The organism is Enterococcus sp. LJL51 (assembly GCF_049894025.1).
Lineage (GTDB): Bacteria > Bacillota > Bacilli > Lactobacillales > Enterococcaceae > Enterococcus_L.
Map to the genome: position 1 here is coordinate 55498 of NZ_JBNEQE010000002.1, position 23097 is coordinate 78594.

The following is a 23097-nucleotide window of genomic DNA, read 5'->3' on the forward strand; positions in this document are numbered from 1 at the left end:
ATTATTCATCGCTCCATTTCTTCATACAAATAACAGCATTGTGTCCGCCAAAGCCAAAAGAATTACTGAGGGTATATTCTGCTGAAAGTGAACGGGCATTCCCAGTTACATAATCCAAATCACATTCCGGATCAGGAATTTCATAGCCGATGGTGGGATGAGCAATTCCTTCCTGAAGTGTTTTTACACAAGCGATTGCTTCGATGCCGCCGGCTGCCCCCAGCAGATGACCAGTCATACTTTTGGTACTTGAAATGGGAACATGTTTTGCCTGCCCGCCAAATACTCGTTTGATAGCTGCAGTTTCCGCCGCATCGTTGGCTGGTGTGGATGTGCCGTGAGCATTAATATAGTTGATTTCTTCCGGCTGGATATCAGCTTCGGCGAGTGCCATCTGCATTGCAGCGGCTGCACCGCTGCCGTCTTTTAATGGGGCCGTCATATGACTGGCATCGCAGTTGCTACCATAGCCGACAATTTCGCCAAGAATTACCGCTCCTCTTTTTTGGGCGTGCGTCATTTCTTCCAACACCAGCATGCCAGCCCCTTCGCCCATAACAAAGCCTTTGCGTTCTTTATCAAAGGGAATGGAGGCACGTGCAGGGTTGTCTGTGGTATTTAAGGCATTTAATGCGGCAAACCCCGCAATTCCAATCTCACATATTGTCGCCTCTGTTCCACCAGTCATCATAACATCAGCTGAACCGTATTTGATTGCCCGAAACGCTTCTCCAATTGCATTTGTAGCTGAGGCACAGGCAGTTACAATAGTCTGTGATGTTCCTTTTGCTCCTAAGCGAATGGATATATTACCAGAAGCCATATTTGCGATGACCATAGGGACGAAGAAAGGAGTTACTCGGTTTGGTCCTTTTTTGTCCATCACTCGAACCTGATTCTGCAGCGTAGTCATGCCGCCGATTCCGCTGCCTACAATGACGCCAAAGCGTTTAGGGTCGAATAGAGCTTCTGTCAGCCCGCTCATTTGCCAAGCTTCTAGAGCAGCAGCCAGCCCGTATTGTGAGAACAAATCCATCCGTTTTTGTTCTTTTCGATCAAGGACGGCACTGGGATCAAAGTCCTTTACTTCACCAGCTAAGGAAACACCAATCTCTTCAGAAATGAATTTCGTGATTTTTCCAATGCCTGATTGCCCGTTAATTAAATTCTGCCAGTATTCTTTTACAGTATTGCCAATGGGGGTCACTGCACCCATGCCGGTTATTACAACACGTTTCATTAAAATCCTCCTAGTTATCTTGATAGTCAAAGTAATAAATGGTTGATTAACTTATACTTTTTTTGATTTATCAAATGAAATAGTTTGATTATCAAAGTATAATGGTTAATAATTCAGACATTAAAAAATGTCTGTCTTTTTTTTATTCTCAATTACGGAATGATATTATCATTCTCAAACAGATGATACCAGTTGTGTTTTTATTCGTCAACCTAAATCATTTGTGGTATTTGAATAGGAATGTGATATTGATGGGATATTCACAAATTAAAATAATTATAGGATTGATTCGATATGCTGAAGAATAAAGATTTGTTGAAATTATTATTTTAGTAAAATCAAGTATAGCTATAAGATTGTTCAATATTTTTCAATTAGTTTTTCATTTTAGCGCTTATGGCAGAAAGGCAAAGAAGATTCTAATGAAGAGAGAAAATAAAATCTAAGATGTTAGAATATATCTAAAAATTTTAGTAACGAATCGTTAGATAAACTAATTTTTAAAGATAAGTTACGCTAGTCTCTTTCAAACAATCGTTATCGAAACAGCACAGACTATTCTGTCACTATATTTAAGTAAACAGAACTGGCGACTGACTTGCTTACACACCATATTGCCAGTTCTGTTTGCCTAAAGACGTGCTAACAGAATGGTATGCATCCGAAAGTAAAAGTCATTTTTCAATCAATAGTATTAAAAATGACTATTCTAAAATGAGCTAGCCTGTGGTTTTTCTTAATTTCCATAATAATCCCTGAAAAATTCGGCTGCTACTCTACTTTCAAGCAGGCTCAAGAGTAAAATGAAGCGATTAAGAATACTTAGCTAAAATATGAATAAGTAAAGACAGGAAAATGGGACTTTAGCTGTTCAGTATAATTAAAAGGGCTAGAATTCGCGTTTTTTAACGCGTTATGGTGCCATCGATTTTGGATTGTAATAAAGCTGCTCTATTTTCCTTTTAAAACGGAAGTTCTTTTCAGTATTTAATACATGCTATAATGAGAAGGAATCTGCGGCTGCTAAAAAAGACAACTTGATTAAGAGCTTCTTTAGTTAGCTGAGAATAAAGCGGGGATAATTATGAAGATATTAATTATAGAAGACGAAAAAAATGTGAGAGCTGAACTAAAACAGCTGCTGGAGCATGCGTTTTATGAGGTGACAGCTGTTGAAGTATTTGAAAATGTAGTGGAGCAAATAAAAGAACAAGCGCCAGATTTGGTTTTACTGGACTTGAATTTGCCAAATCAGGATGGTCAGGTGATTTGCCGGACATTAAGACAAACCTCAACGGTGCCGGTTATTTTTCTAACCAGTGACAACAATGTACTGACTGAGCTGGACTGTATCTTGTTGGGCGGTGATGATTTTATAACCAAGCCCTATATTCCATCACTATTGTTGGCAAGGATTCAGGCACTTTTAAAGAGAACGGTGGTCCAGTCAAAGGAGCAGCTTGTATTAACACATAAGGGATTAACTTTAAATCTGACAACATACAAGGCTCGGTTTGAAGAAAAGGAAACAGAACTAACGAAGACCGAGTTTAAACTGCTTCACTTTCTGCTCCAGCGAAAAGAAGAGGTCGTGCCTAGAATGGATATTATTGTCTATCTTTGGGACAATGATGTTTTTATTGATGACAATGCGTTAAGCGTTAATATGACTAGACTAAGAAGTAAACTAGAGGATCTGGGTGTGTCAAACTTCATTCAAACTAAAAGAGGCGTAGGTTATCAAATATGAAACTATTCTATTATCTACATGATAAATTATTTGTCTTAGTGCTTCATTTTTCTTGTCTGCTCATTCTATCTTTCTATTTATTAACTCTAGGAAATACACCAGTCACAATTGTGCTGATTGCTCTTGTTTGGGTAAGTATTATTTTTGTTTATTTTACTTTGGATTACTATAAGAGAAAACGATTCTTTAGAGGGATTGACAAGCAAATGACACAGCTGGATAAACCCTATCTAATACATGAGCTTTTAGAAAAAAACTGGCGTTATGAGGATGAGCTGTATAGGGACATTCTGAGAAAAGCGAATACTTCTGCTATGGAGACAATTGCCTGGTTGGAGGAAGAGCAAACTGACTATAAAGAATTTATTGAGGCCTGGATTCATGAGGTGAAGCTGCCCATGACTAGTCTGCATTTGGCCGCTGCGGAGCTGGAGACAGATTCGGCTCGAAAAATTCAAATGTATTTAATTGACTTAGAAAACCAAGTAGATCAAACGCTTTTTTATGCAAGAAGTGACTATGTTCATCAAGACTATTTCATAAAAGAGGTTTTGCTGCAGGAAGTAATCGCTGAGCTGATTAAGAAAAATAAATATCTTCTCATTCAAAATCAGATGCAGGTTACAATTGCCTGTGAAGAGTTTGTATATACAGATAAGAAGTGGCTGGCATTTATTGTTAACCAGCTTATTTTCAATGCAGTTAAGTATAAAAAAGAGGGGCGGGGCAGCCTGTCTTTCACGGCTGTCTCAACCAAGGAACAGACCGAACTAACGATAAGAGATAGCGGCATCGGTATCAAAAGTCATGAACTTCCTCGAGTGTTTGATAAAGGCTTTACGGGAACCAACGGCAGAGCTGCTGGAAAAGCGACAGGATTCGGCTTGTATCTATGTAAAAAGCTATGTAGAAAATTAGGGCTGAAAATTGATTGTGCGGCAGTTGAAAATGAGTATACAGAAATCGTCATTATCTTTCCCCAAAATAGTTATCTTTCAGAGTTGTAACTTTAATGCAATCTAGATAAATATGACATGGTTTTAAGAAGTCATATACTTGGATTATCAAGTGAATCGCCTCCAGATAATTAATTACTGTCAATTTGTAGCAAAGCTGTTTAATTGGAGGTGTGTAATGGAAGGGTGTTGGGAAATGAATGAATTAATAAAAGTAGTGAATGTAGAAAAATATTATGGGAATAAGGGGAGTACAACGAAAGCTTTAAATCGAGTAAATTTTTCTGTAAGTGAAGGAGAGTTTACTGGGATTATGGGAACCAGCGGCAGTGGGAAAACAACCTTATTAAATATGCTGGCGACAATCGACCGAGTAAGTGCCGGACAGATTTTCTTTGGCAAGAAAGACATCACTCAATTTGGAGAAGATGAGTTAGCAAATTTTAGAAAAGAAAACCTTGGGTTCATTTTTCAAGATTTCAATCTGTTGGATACGTTGACATTAGAAGAGAATATTACACTCTCCCTAAGCCTACAGGGAAAAAAGAAAAGCAAGACTCGAACGCCAAAGCAAATCATGGAACAGCTGGGAATTTATGAGTTTAGAGACAAATTTCCTTATGAAGTATCTGGTGGTCAAAAACAGCGATGTGCCTGTGCCAGAGCGTTAATTACTAACCCTAAGCTGATTTTGGCGGATGAGCCGACCGGCGCCTTGGATTCAAAATCGTCAACGATGCTGCTGGAAACGATGGAAACAATGAACAGGGAGATGGCGGCGACTATTTTGATGGTCACACATGATGCGTTTAGCGCCAGCTACTGTAATCGAATTTTGTTTCTTAGCGATGGAGAGGTGTTCCAGGAGCTGTATAAAGGAACGCAGACAAGAAGAGCGTTCTTAAATGAGATTCTTGATGTACTGTCAATCATTGGAGGCGATGGCCATGCTTAATAAGTTGTCATTGCGTAATGCCAAACGGTCAGTCAAAGATTATCTGGTTTACATTATTACAATGACGATTATTTCATCATTGATGTTTGCCTTTAATGGACTGATTTTTTCTAATTCTATTAGAGACCTGTTGAATGAAATAACTTCGATGATTGTCTTTATCGGTCTGGCTACATTTTTTGTTGTGATGATTGTTGTCTGGCTGACGAAATATATTATCAATTTTATGCTGGAGAGGCGGAGCAGGGAATTTGGGACGTACTTGTTGATTGGCATGACTAAGAAGCAAGTAGCTAGGATGTTTAAAAGAGAGCATATGCTTTTAGGAATCCTAACGTTTTTATTAGGTCTTATTCCAGGTTATTTTCTGCATATTGCACTGATTAATGTTTTTTTCACAGTTTTTGAATCGAAGTATCAGTATACGGTTGATATCAATATCTACACCTATCTGCTTACTTTTGCGGTCTACTTCTTCGCCTACGCACTAGCACTGCTTAGAATCAATAGGAAATTTAAGAAGATGGAAATTCGGGATTTGCTGTATTTAGAAAACAATAATGAGCCAAGTGTGAAAAATAAAAAGCTCTTCTTAATTAGTTTTGTATATATTATTTTCTTTCATCTCGTTGCTTATACGGGAAATGTCACAATGCAAACGATTTGGCCAATGCTGGCTGCATTATTTGCAGCTATTTATGGTCTTTATATTGGCTTATCCGGTTATTTGAGCAGCTTTATCCAGAAAAAAGGAAGATGGGTTACTAAAGAAGCAAATGTTTTTGTTTTTAGACAGTTGGCTTCAAAGATTAGAACGATGCGTTTTACCATGGGCTCATTAACAATTTTATTTGCGGTAACAATCTTAAGCTGGATGTGTGTGTTGTTGTTCTCTGATTATCAGGCGAAAGTTTTCGATGCGAACTTGATGGATATCGATGTTTTTTATCTTAAAGATCAAGTGACAACTGATTTTCATGAACAACAAGAAGTCATTGAACAATATGGAAAAGTAGAAGCAGAACACATCTATCATGTATATCAGAATAATAAGAGCAGTGAGCTAAATGCGTATTTATATAAAAATGTCAAAGGTGCTTATGATTCAGAAGGACGAAGCGCATATTTTGACTATGATACCTACATGCTTTTGTCTGACTATAATCAGCTGCGGCGGATGGCAGGCTTTGAGGATATTCATTTGGAAGCGGGGCACTATCTTATTCAGTCAAAAGAAAAACTGGTGGATACATTCACAGATTATGGCTTAGCCAATAATCTGGTCGTTGGCAAGGAAACATTGGTGTATCAGGATACTGTCACAGATGCTTTCACGCAAAGTGGAATGAACGGAGCCGACTACATTCTGGTGGTTCCTGACAGCAGCTTAGCAGAAATAACTCCTTACTTTAGTATTTTAGCAGCAAATGTGGATAGCTCTTCTATGTATGAGATTGAACAGCACTTGGAAAAAATCTCCGGTTATTTGGGTGAAGATGGCGATATAGAAGATCAGCTATTAGCGATTAAGTATGGAACAAGCAGCGAACAGCTGATTACTTTCGGCACACCTATTACAGTACGGGAAAGCTTAGTTGCAGAGCTGGATAGTGTCACAACGAGTATGAGTTTTACGCTGGGGTATATAGGAATCGTGTTTTTAGTGGTAGCAATGAGTGTGCTGGCGATTCAGCAGCTTTCTGATGCCTCTAAATATAAGTACCGTTATCAGATACTGAAGAATCTGGGAATGAATAAAAGAGAACGAAATCAAGTGATTTTGAAACAGCTGGGTATTTACTACCTGTGTCCAGTTATCATTTCAGTATTTATTAGTATATGTACGGGATTGTTTGTCAGTAATAACTTTGCATTCTATACAGGGCTAAGTATGCCGGGGATTATTTATTACCTAATTGCATTAGCGATGTTTCTTACTATTTTCTTTATTTATTTTGTGGTAACTTATATCAGCTTTGTCCGGACTGTAGAAAAGTAAATAAAATGGTCTTAATAAAATTAGTGAACAAACGCAGGAATCGATTGATCCTGCGTTTTTAGTGTTTAATGGAGGCGATTCTGAAAGTGTTAGAATTGGTCAATATTTTGAGAGCTTATGCTCTGGCGTAGCAAATCAATAGTTTTTATTGAACAAAATTGGTATATGTGAAAAAATACAAAAAAATAGTTGTATTAAAAAAAAGAAAAGCTAGCTGTTGTTTCAATTGATTACAAACTCAGTGTTTTTAGTCAATGGATATGCTTTTTTCTTTGTAAAACATACTTCTTTAACAGAGGTGTTAGTGATAAGTAAGATTACAATGTTTTTAAAATTATAATATTGTAATTTTTATCAAAAAAAGTGAATAAATATTTCTATTTAGAATAAAAATGCTGTTGCAATTTATATTTCTTTATTTTTTTCACCTAAAATGCAAATATATCAACAATTGTAAGGGCTTTTATAGTAAAATGAAGTATAAGGTTATTCGATTATTTTATTTGAGAATTCCTTATTAATTAATGGCGATAGATATGCATATTATGTTATATTTATGCATGCTTATTAAATTTATTTTACAATTATATATGCTAAAAAATGAATAATAAAGGAGGTTGAGAATGAACGAGATGAATGTATCGGGAGATGAAGCAAATAGTCTTGAACAGGCACAGCGTTTTCTTTCCGGAGAAAATTTTTATAGTCAGCATTACTTTGGATTTCATAAGGATATTAAAAATGGTCTATCCGGATACGTGTTTCGGGTTTGGGCACCAAATGCTGAACAGGTCTGGTTAGTTGGGGATTTTAATGACTGGACAGATTCTTTGCCTATGATTAAGGGAAACGAGGGGATTTGGGAGCTGTTTACCCAGCTGCCGGCTGAAGGGGATTTGTACAAGTACAAGATCCGTCAGGCAGGCGGCAGGGAATTGTTCAAAATCGATCCTTTTGCGATTGCTTTTGAGCAGCGTCCGGGAGATGCAGCAGTTATTCATACGATTCCGGAAAAGCGCTGGAAAGATGGTTTGTGGCAGGGAAGAAAGAAACGCTCGGATTACTTTAAACGGCCGATGAATATTTACGAGGTACATGCCAGTTCATGGCGCCATCACGATGATGGTACACCGTATACTTTTAAATCATTGGAGGAGGAGCTAATTCCTTATGTAAAAGAACTGGGCTATACTCATATTGAATTTATGCCGCTGATGGAGCACCCATTAGGTATGTCTTGGGGCTATCAGCTGATTGGCTACTTTGCTTTAAGCTCTTATTATGGAACACCAGAGGAGCTGCAAGCCTTTGTAGAAAGCTGTCATTTGAATAATATTGGTGTCTTGATTGACTGGGTACCAGGTCATTTTTGTATTAATGATGATACGCTCCCTTATTATGACGGAACACCGCAATTTGAATATGAAGACCCGGATCGGGCGAAAAACATTCGCTGGGGGTCGTTGAATTTTGATTTGGGCAAACCACAGGTCCAAAGCTTTTTGATTTCCAGTGCCCTTTTTTGGCTTGAAATGTACCATTTGGATGGCATTCGCGTGGATGCTGTTTCAAGCATGCTGTATCGGGATTATGATGAAGGACCGTGGACGCCGAATCATGAAGGAGGCAACCGAAATTTCGAAGGGTATTATTTCCTGCAGAAGCTGAATGCGGTTATTAAGCTCGCTCATCCGAAAGCAATCATGATTGCTGAAGAGAGTTCGTCAAAAACGCAAATTACCGGTTTGATAGAAACAGGAGCATTAGGCTTTGATTACAAATGGAACATGGGCTGGATGAACGATACTCTACGTTTTTATGAAATGGACCCGATTGTACGAAAAGAGCATTTCGATTTGCTCACTTTTTCATTTATGTACATGATGGACGAAAATTACATTTTACCTTTGTCTCATGACGAAGTGGTTCATGGGAAAAAGAGCCTGATGCATAAAATGTGGGGAGATCGCTACAAGCAATTCGCTCAGCTTAGGAATCTTTATGTATACATGATGACCCATCCGGGGAAAAAGCTTTTATTTATGGGCAGTGAGTGGGGACAGTTCCTAGAGTGGAAATATGATGAAGGACTGGAATGGCGGGATTTGCAGGATGATATGAATGCAAAAATGCAGTGCTTTACCCGTACGCTAAATGAATTTTATAAGGAGCATCGAGCGCTTTGGGAGCTGGATAACAGCTATGACACGATTGAGGTGATTGATGCCGACAATAGTCAGGAAACAGTACTCAGCTTTATCCGCAAGGGGAAAACAAAAAAAGACTTCCTACTTGTTGTATTAAACATGACTCCAGTAGAGCGTCAAGGGTTTTCTATCGGTGTGCCTTATGAAGGAAGCTATCATGAGATTCTGAATACTGAAATGAAGGATTTCGGTGGAACCTGGACAAAAATGAATGAAGATGCAGCTGCAGAGGAACAACCCTTCAAGCAGTTTGACTATCAAATTAGAACGACGGTACCTGCTCTGGGAGCAATTATTATACAGCCGAAAGATATCAAGATACGAAAAAAAACGAGGTAATACTTTGTCAGTAGAAGAAGGAGCGTTTTTTCTGAATACTGCAGGCAAATGAAGAAGCAATATAGTTTTTGAGGATGAAAGGAGGTAGGGTGAATTTATTCACCTGCACAAAAGATGAATAACGAAATGCTAGCAATGATTTTAGCCGGAGGGCAAGGAACAAGGTTAGGAAAGCTAACCAAAAATATCGCTAAACCTGCCGTGCCGTTTGGCGGTAGATACCGTATCATCGATTTTACGTTAAGTAATTGTGTTAATTCCGGAATCACAAATGTTGGGGTGGTTACGCAATATCAGCCGCTGGCATTGAATAGTCATATAGGCAACGGGGCAAGCTGGGGGTTAGACGGCATCAATTCAGGTCTAACGATTTTGCAGCCGTATTCAAGCTCAGATGGGGAAAAATGGTTTCAGGGAACAGCCCATGCGATTTATCAGAACATTGCCTATATCAACCAAATGAATCCTCAATATGTTCTTATTTTATCTGGTGATCATATTTATAAGATGAACTACGAAGCCATGTTGGAGGAGCATAAGCAAAACAATGCTTCCCTAACAGTGGCAGTTATTGAAGTACCAATCAAGGAAGCTTCCCGCTTTGGAATTATGAATACGGATGAAAATGACCGTATTATTGAGTTTGAAGAAAAACCAGATGAGCCTAAAAACAATTTAGCTTCAATGGGTATTTATATTTTTAACTGGGCTAGACTGCGGGAGGTTCTGATGAACAGCTATTCCAAAGATAGTCAAATGCTGGATTTCGGGAAAAATGTAATTCCTGCTTATCTTGATTCTGGAGAAAATGTGTATGCGCACCGCTTCAATGGGTACTGGAAAGATGTAGGGACAATTGATTCACTTTGGGAAGCCAATATGGAGTTTATTGATATCGATAACGAGTTTAATATTCGTGATTTATCTTGGCGCATCTTCTCTAAAAACACCAGCTCGCCCCCTCATTTTATCACAGAAACGGCGTCTGTTGAGAATGCGCTGATTGTTGACGGCTGTTATGTGGCAGGCTCAATAAAAAATAGTATTCTGTCTACAGATGTTCAAGTAAAAGAAGGAAGCACTATTGAAAACAGCATTATCATGCCGAGAGCTCAGATTGGTCAAAATGTCACCATCAAGAACGCAATTATTGGTGAAGATGCGGTAATTGGGGATAACGCAGTAGTATATAATGAAGAGGAAATCGCCGTGATTGGTTATTCTGAAGTGATCGGAGTGAAAAAAGATGAAGACTAATAGAATGTGTGCAATTATTGGAAATATCGAAAAATTTGATGCATTGATGCCGCTGATTGAAAAAAGACCGTTGGCCACACTGCCGTTTGACTGTAAGTATCGTCTGATTGATTTTCAGTTATCCAGCTTAGTCAATGCAAACATCGACAGATTATTCATGGTCTTCAATGAAGGAGAAACCCAATCCGTTTTTGACCATATTGGCGGCGGAAAAGAGTGGGATTTAGATTCATTGAAAAATCGCTTTTTCACTTACTTTTATCAGGATTTCGTGAAAAAGAAAAATGAAAGAAAGCCGTTCTATAGCTCACTGATTGATTATCTACAAAAATCAAAATCAGAATATACGGTATTTATGAGCAGCCGGATGCTTTGTAATTTAGATTTGAGAGCCATTTTGAAAATCCATCAAGCCCAAGGAAATGATGTAACTGTTGTTTATAAACGGGTGAACAAAGAAAGTGTCTGTTCAGAGGATACTTTACTAGATATCAACGAAGAAGGTAGTGTGACTGGAGCCCATGTCTTGAAGGATGCCAGCGCAGAAGCCGAGAGAGTCAACCTGAGTATGGAAGCCTATATTGTTCAAACAGAGTGGCTGATTCAAACACTGGAATGGGCGCAGGAAAATGATGCATCACCAAGTCTGATTGATTTAATGAAATCTCAACTTGGTCAGGCGAAGTGCTCCACTTATGAGTACATTGGCTATCTTAAGAATATCCATGATATTCAGTCCTATTATCAAGCGAATATGGATATGCTGGATCCGCAGAAATTTAATGCGCTGATGTATTCCAATCAAAAAATCTATACGAAGTTTAAAAATGAAGTACCCACTTATTATTCTCCTGATTCTATGGTGAAGAATAGTCAGTTCGCCACAGGCTGTGTTGTCCAGGGAACAGTAGAAAATTCATTGGTTTCCCGTCGGACCAAAATTGATGTTGGTGCAGTGGTGAAGCACTCTCTCATTAACGCCAGTGCAAAAATTGCTTCGGGCGCTCAGATTGAATATGCTATACTGGATAAAGGTGTCGTCGTTGATTCTGGTGTTCAGATTAAAGGGACTCCGGATAAATTAGCTGTGATTCGAAAAGGAGCACATGTTACTGAAAATGTGGTTGGGGGAGAAGCTGAATGAAGATTTTATTTGCAGCAGCAGAATGCGCACCTTTTTTTAAGACAGGCGGTTTGGGAGATGTCGCAGAAGCGCTGCCGAAAGAGCTGAGAGAAAAAGGGCTGGATATTCGAGTGGTGCTGCCTTACTATCAGCAAATGCCGCAGAAGTACCAAGACCAGTGTGAAGATGTACTCAGCTTTTATGTAGATGTCGGCTGGCGCCATCAATACTGCGGTGTAAAAAAAATGATGCTGGACAATGTAACCTACTATTTTATTGATAATCAATATTATTTTGGCAGAGAAGGCTTATACGGTCATTATGACGATGGCGAACGATTTGCTTTTTTCCAGCTGGCTGTGATAGAAATGATGGAGAAAATTGCGTTTGTTCCAGCTGTTGTTCATGTTAATGATTATCATACAGCTATGATTCCCTTTTTAATTCGGGAAAAATATCATTGGATCCAGGAATATCAGAAAATTGAAACGGTCTTAACTATCCATAATATTGAGTTTCAAGGTATATTCTCTGCAGAAATCTTGCCAGATTTATTTGGGATGGGAACGGAAAGATACTTTGATGGAACCGTTCGTTTTGATGATAATGTCAATTTTTTGAAAACCGGAATTTTGTATGCCGGTCGTGTGAATACAGTTAGTCCTTCTTATGCACAGGAAATTCAGACACCGGAATTTGGGTCCGGACTGGATGGGGTGCTGAGGATGGAAAAGGATAAGCTGAGCGGTATCTTAAACGGCATTAACTATACAATGAATAATCCCGAAACAGATCCATTGATTCCAGCAAATTTCTCGGTAGCTGATTTAAACGGGAAAGCAGTTAATAAAGCTGCGCTGCAAAAGACAATGGGGCTGCCTGAAAGGGATGTACCGCTATTTGCAATTGTCAGCCGCTTAACCCATCAAAAAGGGTTTCAGCTGATTATGGATGAGATGGAATATATGATGGCAGCAGATATCCAGCTAGTTGTGCTGGGAACAGGAGACCCTGGATTTGAGCAGGGCTTTCGGAATTTCGCCGGCCGGTTCCCTGAGAAATGTTCGGTCAGTATATCCTTTGATATTAAATTGGCCCAATTGTTTTACGCCGGCGCTGATTTGTTCCTGATGCCTTCGGCTTTTGAACCTTGCGGTCTATCTCAGATGATCTCTATGCGCTACGGTACGCTGCCGATTGTTCACGAGATTGGCGGTTTGAAGGATACGGTAATTCCTTACAATCCGATAACAAAAGAAGGAACTGGTTTCGGTTTCTATGAGTTTCGTTCTTTCTATTTGATGGAGGCAATCAAGCAGGCAGCAGAGCTGTATAAGCAAGAGCCGGCTATATGGCAAGAGCTGATACGAGCAGCAATGGCCACGGATTTCAGTTGGCGGCAGCCTGGACAGCAGTACATCGACTTGTATCAGCTGTTAACAGGGGCGTAAATTTATAGGTGCTCATCGTTTTTCTATTAGAAAAACGAACATTATAAAGAACGTTAGTTATTTTATCGGCTATCAGTGAAAGTGGTTGAAGAATGTAGAAAAAGCTTCTGCTTTAACGAGTACGTACAAGCATCCACTATTCGCTGAATAGCTGTAAGAGCTGCTAAAACAACGTTCGTTTGGCTTTAAGAAGTTGTGACCGATTGCTGTCGCAACTTTCTGTTTTTCAAAAAGGGTAAAAGGGGATTTTAATCAGATGGAAATCACGAAAGAACAGTTTAAAGAAGATTTTAGGCGCAGGCTGCAGGAAAAGTTCACAAATGAAGTGGAAGAGGCTTCAAATGGAGAACTCTTTGATTCGCTGGGAGCTGTTATCCAAGCTTATTATTCAGATGCTTGGAAACAAACGCGGACAACGATTCGGGACAACCGGGCAAAACAGTCCTATTACTTTTCGATTGAGTTTTTACCGGGGAAAATGCTGAAAAGCAATTTACTGAACATGGGTCTTCTGGACATCGTGCGGGACAGCTTAGAAGAGATGAATGTCGATTTAGAGGATTTGTGCAAGGTAGAAAAGGACATGGCTTTAGGTAATGGCGGACTGGGAAGACTAGCATCTTGTTTTATGGATTCTATTGCTTCGTGTGGTCTTCCAGGCAACGGCAATGGTATCCGCTATGATTATGGCTTGTTCAAGCAGAAATTTGTCGACGGCAATCAAGTAGAGCTGCCGGATGAATGGCTGCGTGAGGGTAATGTGTGGGAGGTTCGTAAAGCAAGTAAAGCAGTCAATGTGAATTATGGCGGCAAGGTATATTTGAAAGAAGATGAAGAGGGCAGACTAAAGCCTGTTTACGAGAACCAGCAGGTTTTGCGTGCAGTTCCCTATGACACAGGAATGGTAGGCTATCAAAACGATATGGTTAATACCTTGCGTTTATGGTCAGCAGAGATTCCAGAGTTTGAAGAAAGCAAGTATTTGAGCATTGAAGAACGTCGTGATTTTCGTGACTTGACGTCAGTCCTATATCCTGACGATTCGAATTATGAAGGTCGTTTAATGCGCTTGGTTCAAGAATATTTCTTTGTGTCAGCAGGAATTCAAAGTATTATTCGTTCCCACAAACGAGCAGGTATAGCAATGAAGGATTTAGCAGAATATACGGCTATTCACATTAATGATACCCATCCGGCGCTTTGTGTGGCTGAAATGATGCGGATACTGATTGACGAGGAGGAGCTGAGCTGGGAAAAAGCCTGGGCAATTACAGTTAAAACGATGAGCTACACCAACCATACAATCATGGCAGAAGCATTGGAGAAATGGCCGGTATTTATGCTTCGCGAAGTAGTTCCGAGAATCTATATGATTATTGAAGAAATCGATCGGCGCTTTGTCAAAGAAATGTCTTCAGTGGTTGACCAGGAAATTATTGAGCGTACCCGAATCATTAAAGGGGATCAAGTGCATATGGCTCATTTAGCCATTATCGGCAGTCACAGTACCAACGGTGTAGCCAAGCTTCATTCCGATTTACTGAAAAGCATCGTGCTTCATGACTTCTATCTGCTTTACCCGGAAAGGTTCAACAATAAAACTAACGGAATTGCGCAGCGGCGCTGGCTGCAGCTGGCAAATGAGCCTTTAGCTAATGTGCTGGATGAAACAATCAGCACGTCTTGGCGCAGCAATCCCAATGATTTACATCTACTGATGAATTATAAGGATGATGAAGCTGTGCTGCAAAAGTTAGCTGAAACGAAAAGAAAGAACAAGGTTCGTTTGGCAAATTACATTCTTAATGCTACCGGAATTGAAGTATCGCCGGATGCTATTTTTGATGTTCAAATCAAGCGGCTTCATGCGTATAAACGCCAGCTGCTGAATCTGCTTCACATCTTGAAGCTCTATTTTGAGTTGAAGGATAATCCTGATGCGGATATCTATCCTCGCGTATTTATTTTTGGTGCCAAGGCAGCACCAAGCTATACGTATGCAAAGCATGTGATTAAATGTATCAATGAAGCGGCAAACCTAATTAATAATGATGAAGAAATTCAAGGGAAACTGAAGATTGTCTTTTTAGAAAACTATAATGTTTCCTTGGCAGAGATGATTATTCCGGCAGCAGATGTTAGTGAGCAGATTTCATTGGCTTCCAAAGAAGCTTCCGGCACTAGTAATATGAAGCTGATGCTGGATGGGGCAGTGACGATTGCGACTTTAGATGGCGCGAATATCGAAATTCGTGATATCGTTGGCGACGAAAATATTGTGATTTTTGGATTGACAGAGGATGAGGTTTATAGCTACTATGAAACACAGGACTATCTGGCAATCAAAATTTATGAAAATGACTTAGAGCTGCAGCGGATATTAAATGCGTTTATCGATGGGACAATTCCAAATATTCAAATTGAAGGACAGGAAATTTTCGATTCTCTAATCCGATACAACGATGAATATTTTACTTTACGGGATTATCATTCCTATATTGAGGCGCAGAAAACGATTGAGCGACTGTACCGCGATAAAAAACGCTGGCAGCAAATCAGTTTAATCAATACAGCAGAAGCCGGTCACTTTTCTTCTGACTATACTGTTCAGCGGTATGCAGAAGAAATCTGGCAGATTGAACCAGTCAAAGGCTTAAAAAAGAAGGGATGACAAAAGGATTCTCCTTTTGCTTCAATCCTTGCGCCTAGAATATCGTTGAGACGCTGTTTATTCATTTGATTTTAGGGGTGGGAGAGTTTCGACTGTCGCCACCCCTAAAATAAGACAGTTTATTTCTTTCGTTTTCATTAAGAGCCATTTATGAAGGAAACATACTGGTACGAAGCTAAAATCATTTGAAGCTGCGGAAGTTCAGCTGACTAATAGGGGATAGTAAGAGAATCGACATACGAAACAAGTGGTATGAAGGAACTTCCCGGTATCTAAACAAAGAAAGTAAGCGTAAATTTCATAGACAAAATTTTGTGGAGTTTATAGATTTAGGAGAGGCACAATGACTGCGATTTATTTTAATTCCTGGCTGGACGAGTACAAGCAGCCGTTTGGTGCAATAGAAAAGTTTAAAAACGCTCGTTTTTCACTTAGCGTCAAAGAAGAACAGGTTGAACAGGTTTCACTGATTATGCGTAAAGAAGCAGGGGAACGTGGACTTGAACGGCTGCCGATGACAGCTAGTGAGCATGACCTGTATACCTGTGGGTATGATTTTGCTCAGGGAGCAGGGTTATACTTCTATTATTTTGAAATTGTAAACAAATCTGCAACAAGTGAATATGAAACCACATACTGCGGATCGAATCAGGGCCAGGGGGGCCCATGTGTTTTATCAACAGACCTTGAGCAGGTACATCCCTATCAAATCACTTGCTATGACAAGGCGGATGCTGCACCTGACTGGTACCGCGAAGGGATTGTGTATCAAATTTTTCCTGACCGTTTTTTTAACGGGAACGAGCACCAGGAAATCTGCAATCCAAAGAAGAACACCTTTATCTACGGAACCTATGAAGATGAACCTATATACCTAAAGGATGAGCAGGGCGATATCATTCGCTGGGATTTTTATGGAGGCAACCTGCCGGGAATGATAAAAAAGATTCCTTACATCAAAACATTGGGTGTGACGGTAATCTATTTGAACCCAATTTTTGAAGCTGCCAGTAATCATCGCTATGATACAGGAGACTATTTGGCTATTGATGGTATCTTGGGTGATGAAGAGCAGTTTAAACAGCTAGTTTCAGCTCTCCACGAAAACGGTATTCGATTAATCTTAGATGGTGTTTTTAGCCATGTTGGAAAAAACAGCCGGTATTTCAACTTCGACGGTCGCTATGGTAAAGAAGCTGGGGCGTATCAAACGCAAAACAGTCCATACTTTCCTTGGTTCAAATTTACGGAGTACCCAGAGGACTATAAGTCGTGGTGGGGGATTAAGGATCTACCTGAGGTGGATAAAGCCAATGAAGATTTCCAAAAATTTATCTATGCCGGAGATAGCAGTGTATTAGATAAATGGACTGGTCTTGGTGTGGACGGCTGGCGGTTGGATGTTGCGGATGAACTGCCGGATTTCTTTATTGAAGGTTTTCGAAAGAAGCTTGATCAATATCCTGAACGGGTGCTGATTGGAGAAGTTTGGGAAGATGCTTCAAAAAAGCAGTCCTATGGTGAAAGAAGACAGTATATTTTTGGAGAGAAGCTTCATGGTGTGATGAATTATCCCTTTCGGGAATTGATTCTTTCTGTTGTTCGAAGAGAACAGGTGCCACAGGCAACAGCAGAGCAGTTGACAGTTTTACAGGAAAATTATCCAATGGATATTTTCTATAATAATTTGAACAATATTGGGACACATGACACAGAAAGAATTCTGACATTGCTGGATAATGACTTATCCAGACTTAATTTGGCTGTTGGAATGATGTTCATGCTGCCGGGAGTACCGACGATTTATTATGGTGATGAGGCGGGGTTAACTGGCGGGAAGGATCCTGAAAATCGAAAATTCTTTCCGTGGAAGGACAAAAATCAAACGATTTTTAACCTATATCAAAAGTGGATTGATCGTCGGAAAAAGAATCCTGTATTGGTACAGGGTGCGTTTTATCCATTTTATACTGAAAATATTTTAGGGATTCTTCGCTGCAATGAGCAGCAAGCTGCGTTGTATTTGATAAATCTAAGTGAGGAGGAAACTCTTGTTTCAGCTGAATCATGCTGCTTTACAAGAAAGCTGCCTTTTTCAGATCAGCTTGTTTATGACATGCTGGCAGGAGTGACGATTTCCGGGCAGCAGGATTACTTCGTTGAAAAAGAATGGAGAAAATAGCTGCTTAGAACCTAGAGAATAGAATAATGATAAACAACAGAAAACCAGACGTCAGCACTTGTATATGCCGTCTGGTTTTCTGTTGTTTATTTTTTCTTTGCCAGCATTTTGAATAATTCATGACTGATCATTTCAATATTTTTCAAGGTGTAGTCTCTATCCATTGCCTGTTGGAGAGAGACTGGTTCCCGCTGGATGGAGAAAATGCCGTCAAACAATGCCTGTTCAGGGATTTCTTCATAGCTGCCGCAGAGCAGCAGTACAGAGGTGTGATATTTCGCTGCTAATTGTGCTACGCCGTATGGCACTTTTCCGGCACTGGACTGCGTATCCAGACATCCTTCGCCAGTGATTACCCAATCACTTTTGGCTATATGTTCTTCCAGCCTAGTTAATTTTGAAAAGATGGAAAATCCCGGCTGCATCTCTCCGTCTAATAGGGCGAAAGCACCGCCTAAACCGCCGGCAGCTCCTGCACCAGCAATGAGTCGTAAATCAGCAAAACCGTTTTGCACTAGATATTCAGCGGTTAGATAAAGCTGAGTATCCAGCTGTTCGATTTGAGCTGCTGTTAATCCTTTTTGCGGACCAAATATTCTGGCAGCGCCTTTCCTGCCGCAATAGGGATTAGCAACATCGTTTGCTACAATTAGTTTGACACCAGCTAAACGCTGTTTAGCTTTTTCTATTTCCAGCTGATGGGTGACCAGCAGAGGGTTTTCACAGCCAGCTGCTAATAATTGACCGGCGGCGTCAAATAAGCGGGCACCAAGCCCCTGCAGCATCCCTAATCCACCATCAGTTGTTCCACTGCCGCCCAATGTTACAATCAGTTGTTTTACTCCGCGGCTGACAGCGTCTGAGACTGCCAGACCAAGCCCATAAGAGCTGCCAAGATAGCTTTCTTCCTTACGACCTTTTAGGAAGTGAATGCCGACAAAGCGGGCAGATTCAATGACAGCCGTTTCTATTCCTTCAATCGTGGTTAAAAAATAGTCTTCTTGAATTGCTTCACCAAATGGATTCAGGCTATCAAATTTTATGTACTGTCCATCAAAAGCAGCGGCAACCGATTCAATTGCCCCTTCACCACCATCAGAAATAGGAATGACATGGACTGGATTTGCAAAGGGCTGGATACCTCGTTCAATAGCTTTACCCAGTTCTGTTGAGGTTGCACACTCCTTAAATGAATCGATTGCTATAGTAACGTTCATCCTTTTCCACTCCTTCATTTTTTACTTAGACAGCTTTATCATACATGTCTGAAATTCAGATACGTTTTTTTTACAGGAGAGCTTAGTTCGATCAACCGAGCACGGCAACAGCCAGCACGATCTGCATGTGTTCCTATCAAGAGACACGTCAATTATTTATGCAAAGATTCTGCAGCCAACACATGTCCAATAGCTTAGACTTTTTGATGAAAACAAACAAGACAAAGATACACTGCCGCTTCTTAAAGATATCATATTTTTAGACACAGTTAAAAGGGATAACTGCTTTAATAATTTAAACATAGAAACTATAGCTGGAGGACAAAGAAAAAAGATTCTTGACCCTGGTTCAAATGACCAAGACTAAGAATCTTTTTTGATGCTTTAGAAAGATAAGAGAGGGCTGGAGCTTATATAGCTGTTGGGTTGCTGCCTAGCTCTTCTTCGGAAGAAGGCCGCCATTCTTCTGGAATAGCTTCCATAATCTCATCGATTGACGGCACATCAAAGCCTTCGGGTTTCTCCTCGGACCAGGTTTTACCGCCGTCTGTTGAGTAAAGTGTTTTGCCGTCCTCTGTTTTAGAAAGTACAGTATTCATGGCAGCTTCGTATCCTTCCGGTGCATTTTCAGACCAAGTCTTCCCACCATCTGTAGAATAAAGGAGTTTTCCATTCTCTAGCTTCATTGATACGCCGTCAGCATCAGAAAGGGGCACACCATTTTCAATCCAATCTTCAATTTCTTTCAACGGATCAGACCAAGTTTTGCCGCCGTCTTCAGAATAGGTCCAGCGTTCCTGCTGAGGATCGAATCTGGATAGCTGTTTTCCATCGCTGCTTTTCCAAGTTAAAGTACCGTCATCTGCAATGTCGATTCCTTCGGGTATTTTCTCAGACCACGTTTCGCCCCCATCTGATGAGAATGTCCAGACATCAGCTTCTCGTTTCATGATGACAGTATTTCCATCTGAGTCAGTAAATGGGGAGAAATAAGTACTGCTTTTTGAAGTGTTGTTCATTTCTTTTGTTTGTGCCTGTTCGTAGCCCAATCGGCCGCTGCTGTCTTGAGAAATACCTTCCAGCGGTGTTTTTGACCAAGTTTTACCGCCATCTGACGAGAATTCCCACCGATTATTATTTCGTCGGAAATTGACATTCTCGAATGCTGCTGAGCTGTTTGCTGCTGACATTGTTAAAGGGGCTTTGCTTTCTGCTTGCTGGGCGGATTTACCAATGCTGTATGAAGCGAAAGACAAGCCGACAAGGGCAATAACGGCGCCCGTCCTGACTGTTAAAGGAATCTTCTTTAGACGAGACTGCCAAGTACTCTGCACAGCTTCAGGTTCGTTTTTCATGTGTTGTTTAGTCATAATTACACCTTCATTTCTTGTTTGATAGGACTATTTTAAACAAACAACCTTTAGTGAACCTGTAGTAAAAATACAACTATTCAGGCTTCGTTAAAGGTTCAACAGTGATAATTATCTTGAAGCTTTTATGAAGACAAGTTTTTGACCGGACAGGCTATGGTATGATAATAAAAATTAATGTTCTGAAACTAGTAGCAAAGGAGAATAATAAGATGAAGCTTCTTTTAGTAGAAGATGAAGAGATGCTGGCAGAAGCGGTTGCTCAAATTTTGAAAAAAGATGGGTATTCAATTGATATTGCAGCGGATGGTGAATATGGATTAGACTGTCTGCTGTCAGGAATCTATGATTTAGCTGTTTTGGATATTATGCTGCCAAAAAAGGATGGGCTTACGCTGCTGACAGAGGCGCGGGAAGCTGGTATCCAAATTCCTGTACTTATGCTGACGGCTAAAGGCGAGTGGGAGGATAAGGTGGATGGTCTAAACAAGGGCGCAGATGATTATCTAGCTAAGCCTTTTCAGCATGAGGAGCTGTCTGCACGTTTAAAGGCATTAAGCCGCAGACGGGGAGAATACAAGCAGGATGGACGTTACACCTTTGGAGACATCAGCTTGGATCCGTACGCGCTGATGCTGGCAGGTGCAGAAAAATCAGTAAAGCTAACGAATAAAGAAGCCGGTATTTTAGAATTGCTGATTGTTAATTATCCTCAATTATCAGAAAAAGAAAGAATTATTGAAAAAATTTGGGGATTTGATTCAGATGCAGAAGACAATCACGTAGAAATCCATATTTCACTTTTAAGAAAAAAACTAAAGCAAGTCAATAGTCTGGCAAAGATAAAAGTAATGCGGGGCTTAGGCTATAGACTGCAGCTGCCAGAGGAGCTGGAAGGATGATAGCCGCATTTCGTAAGCATTTAATAGGAATAACAACGGCCTTTGTAGCGGTCATTTTGCTGGCTGCATTTATCATTATTTATACAACCACCTACTTAAGAATAAGTGCCGAAAATCAGGAAAAATTGAGCCAAGTAGAAGAGCTTCATATCACTGGAGGTGAAGTGAAACAGGGGAAAGAAAAGCTGGCAGATAACCCTTTAGTCATCAACCGTATCATTCCTGGTTCCGGTGTTTATTTCAACCTGCTGGTAGATAACAACGGTAAACTATTAACGATAGATTCTGCTGTAAAAATGGCAGAGCAGGAATTTGCTAAAGCGGCTAAAACTGCTTGGAATAATAAAAATCAGGGCACAGTGACTCTTGGAGACCGAGAATGGCAGTACCTTGTTTCTCCAGCAATTGTTTCACTGGTTAATGGAGAAGAAGAAATAAAGGAGCAGGATGATACCTACCTAATTCGCTTTTTAGATATTACAGATTCAAAAAAAAGCTTGACCTTTTTAGCATTAACTTTGATAAGCGTCGGGATTGCTTTGCTAGGTTTGTTTTTTTTAGTGATTGTTTATTTTACTAATCGTGCGATGAAGCCGATGGTCAAGGCCTGGGAAAAGCAACGGCAATTTGTGGCAGATGCCTCTCATGAATTGAAAACACCTCTTAGTATTATTACAGCAAATGCCGGGGTTTTATATACCAATAAAGAAGAAACAATAGCGGATCAGATAAAATGGCTGCACAATATTTCAAAGGGAGCAGAGCGAATGAATGGTCTTATAAATAATCTACTTTCTTTGGCTAAAATTGAAGCGCCAAAGCAGCTCAATTTTTCAGAAGTCAGAGTAGATCAGCTTATACTGGATAATCTGGCAGCTTATGAATGCAGATTTGCTGATAAGCAGATTACTGTTGCTAAAGAGCTTCCTAAGACGTTCATGTGGACAGATTCAAATCTGCTGGATCAGCTGCTGGGAATTTTTATTGATAATGCCTATAAATATACAAATAATGGAGGCAGCTTTACTGTTCAGCTAACGACCAATCAAAAATATGTCTACTTGGTATTTAGAAATTCAGGACAGAAGATCCAAGCGGAGGAGCTGCCGAGAATTTTTGACCGTTTCTACCGTTCAAATAATGTCAGACAGCAGCATGAAAACAGCTATGGTCTTGGTCTAGCGATTGCTCAAAATATTTTAGAGGCTCTGGGAGGAAACGCTGAAGTTAGCAGTTCAGATATAGAAACTTCTTTTATACTCTCTTTTCCTGTGACAAACAAAAAGTTGTTCAACAATATTCAATGAAATCCGAGTAGTAGTAATTCATCCAAAGCTGAGAATCATTTATGTTAAACTAAGTCAAAGCAGCCCAGCTGAAGTGCTAGAGGGCAGCTAGCTCATTTACTTCAGCGGAAAAAGGCTTCAAGTAGAAAAAAATGTATAAAGTAAGAAGCGTGCGGAGCCTGACTGGCTCAT

15 protein-coding genes are annotated in these 23097 nt (G+C 40.0%); 12 read left to right on the top strand and 3 right to left on the bottom strand.

The genetic code is table 11. The annotated features are described in order from the left end of the window. Position 1: 1 nt before the first annotated feature. Positions 2–1240, bottom strand: a complete 1239-nt coding sequence (fabF, locus tag ACPWSO_RS02475; RefSeq protein WP_426081213.1) for a beta-ketoacyl-ACP synthase II — start codon at positions 1238–1240, stop codon at positions 2–4. Between the two features lie 1084 nt (positions 1241–2324). Between fabF and ACPWSO_RS02480 the strand changes: the two genes are divergently transcribed. The 10 genes from ACPWSO_RS02480 (at position 2325) to ACPWSO_RS02525 (ending at position 18130) form a co-directional block, all read left to right on the top strand. Continuing rightward, complete coding sequence (locus tag ACPWSO_RS02480) at positions 2325–2990, top strand: response regulator transcription factor (RefSeq protein WP_426081214.1); 666 nt, start codon at positions 2325–2327, stop codon at positions 2988–2990. After that, positions 2987–3997 carry a sensor histidine kinase gene (locus ACPWSO_RS02485; protein WP_426081215.1) on the top strand — a complete coding sequence of 337 codons (1011 nt, stop codon included), beginning with the start codon at positions 2987–2989 and terminating at the stop codon, positions 3995–3997. The genes ACPWSO_RS02480 and ACPWSO_RS02485 overlap by 4 nt, the downstream gene beginning before the upstream one ends. 145 nt (positions 3998–4142) lie before the next feature. Beyond that, positions 4143–4901, top strand: coding sequence for an ABC transporter ATP-binding protein (locus ACPWSO_RS02490; RefSeq protein WP_426081513.1), 759 nt, complete (start codon positions 4143–4145; stop codon positions 4899–4901). Beyond that, a complete protein-coding gene (locus ACPWSO_RS02495) occupies positions 4894–6900 on the top strand; it encodes an ABC transporter permease (RefSeq protein WP_426081216.1) in 2007 nt (668 codons plus the stop codon). Before ACPWSO_RS02490 ends, ACPWSO_RS02495 begins: the two co-directional genes overlap by 8 nt. A 632-nt stretch (positions 6901–7532) precedes the next feature. Beyond that, complete coding sequence (gene glgB / locus ACPWSO_RS02500; RefSeq protein ID WP_426081514.1) at positions 7533–9446, top strand: 1,4-alpha-glucan branching protein GlgB; 1914 nt, start codon at positions 7533–7535, stop codon at positions 9444–9446. 114 nt (positions 9447–9560) lie between these two features. Then, positions 9561–10703: a glucose-1-phosphate adenylyltransferase gene (locus ACPWSO_RS02505; protein WP_426081217.1), complete on the top strand. Its 1143-nt coding sequence runs from the start codon at positions 9561–9563 to the stop codon at positions 10701–10703. Beyond that, positions 10693–11847: a glucose-1-phosphate adenylyltransferase subunit GlgD gene (gene glgD / locus ACPWSO_RS02510; RefSeq protein WP_426081218.1), complete on the top strand. Its 1155-nt coding sequence runs from the start codon at positions 10693–10695 to the stop codon at positions 11845–11847. The genes ACPWSO_RS02505 and glgD overlap by 11 nt, the downstream gene beginning before the upstream one ends. Next, positions 11844–13277, top strand: coding sequence for a glycogen synthase GlgA (gene glgA, locus ACPWSO_RS02515; protein ID WP_426081219.1), 1434 nt, complete (start codon positions 11844–11846; stop codon positions 13275–13277). Before glgD ends, glgA begins: the two co-directional genes overlap by 4 nt. 262 nt (positions 13278–13539) lie before the next feature. Further along, positions 13540–15948: a glycogen/starch/alpha-glucan phosphorylase gene (locus ACPWSO_RS02520; RefSeq protein WP_426081515.1), complete on the top strand. Its 2409-nt coding sequence runs from the start codon at positions 13540–13542 to the stop codon at positions 15946–15948. Between the two features lie 343 nt (positions 15949–16291). Further along, positions 16292–18130 (top strand): glycoside hydrolase family 13 protein, encoded by a 1839-nt coding sequence (locus tag ACPWSO_RS02525; RefSeq protein ID WP_426081220.1) that lies wholly within the window; start codon positions 16292–16294, stop codon positions 18128–18130. Between the two features lie 86 nt (positions 18131–18216). On the opposite strand, the gene ACPWSO_RS02530 is transcribed toward ACPWSO_RS02525, so the two are convergent. Together ACPWSO_RS02530 and ACPWSO_RS02535 are read right to left on the bottom strand one after the other, a co-directional pair. Continuing rightward, positions 18217–19347 carry a glycerate kinase gene (locus ACPWSO_RS02530; protein ID WP_426081221.1) on the bottom strand — a complete coding sequence of 377 codons (1131 nt, stop codon included), beginning with the start codon at positions 19345–19347 and terminating at the stop codon, positions 18217–18219. Between the two features lie 410 nt (positions 19348–19757). Then, a complete protein-coding gene (locus tag ACPWSO_RS02535) occupies positions 19758–20717 on the bottom strand; it encodes a WD40/YVTN/BNR-like repeat-containing protein (protein ID WP_426081223.1) in 960 nt (319 codons plus the stop codon). Positions 20718–20929: 212 nt separating this feature from the next. Here ACPWSO_RS02535 and ACPWSO_RS02540 point away from each other — a divergent pair, with 212 nt between their 5' ends. Together ACPWSO_RS02540 and ACPWSO_RS02545 are read left to right on the top strand one after the other, a co-directional pair. Then, on the top strand, positions 20930–21619 hold the full coding sequence (locus ACPWSO_RS02540) for a response regulator transcription factor (RefSeq protein WP_426081224.1): 690 nt from the start codon (positions 20930–20932) through the stop codon (positions 21617–21619). Beyond that, entirely contained in the window at positions 21616–22926 is a 1311-nt protein-coding gene (locus ACPWSO_RS02545; RefSeq protein ID WP_426081225.1) for a sensor histidine kinase, read from the top strand. Before ACPWSO_RS02540 ends, ACPWSO_RS02545 begins: the two co-directional genes overlap by 4 nt. Positions 22927–23097 lie beyond the last annotated feature (171 nt).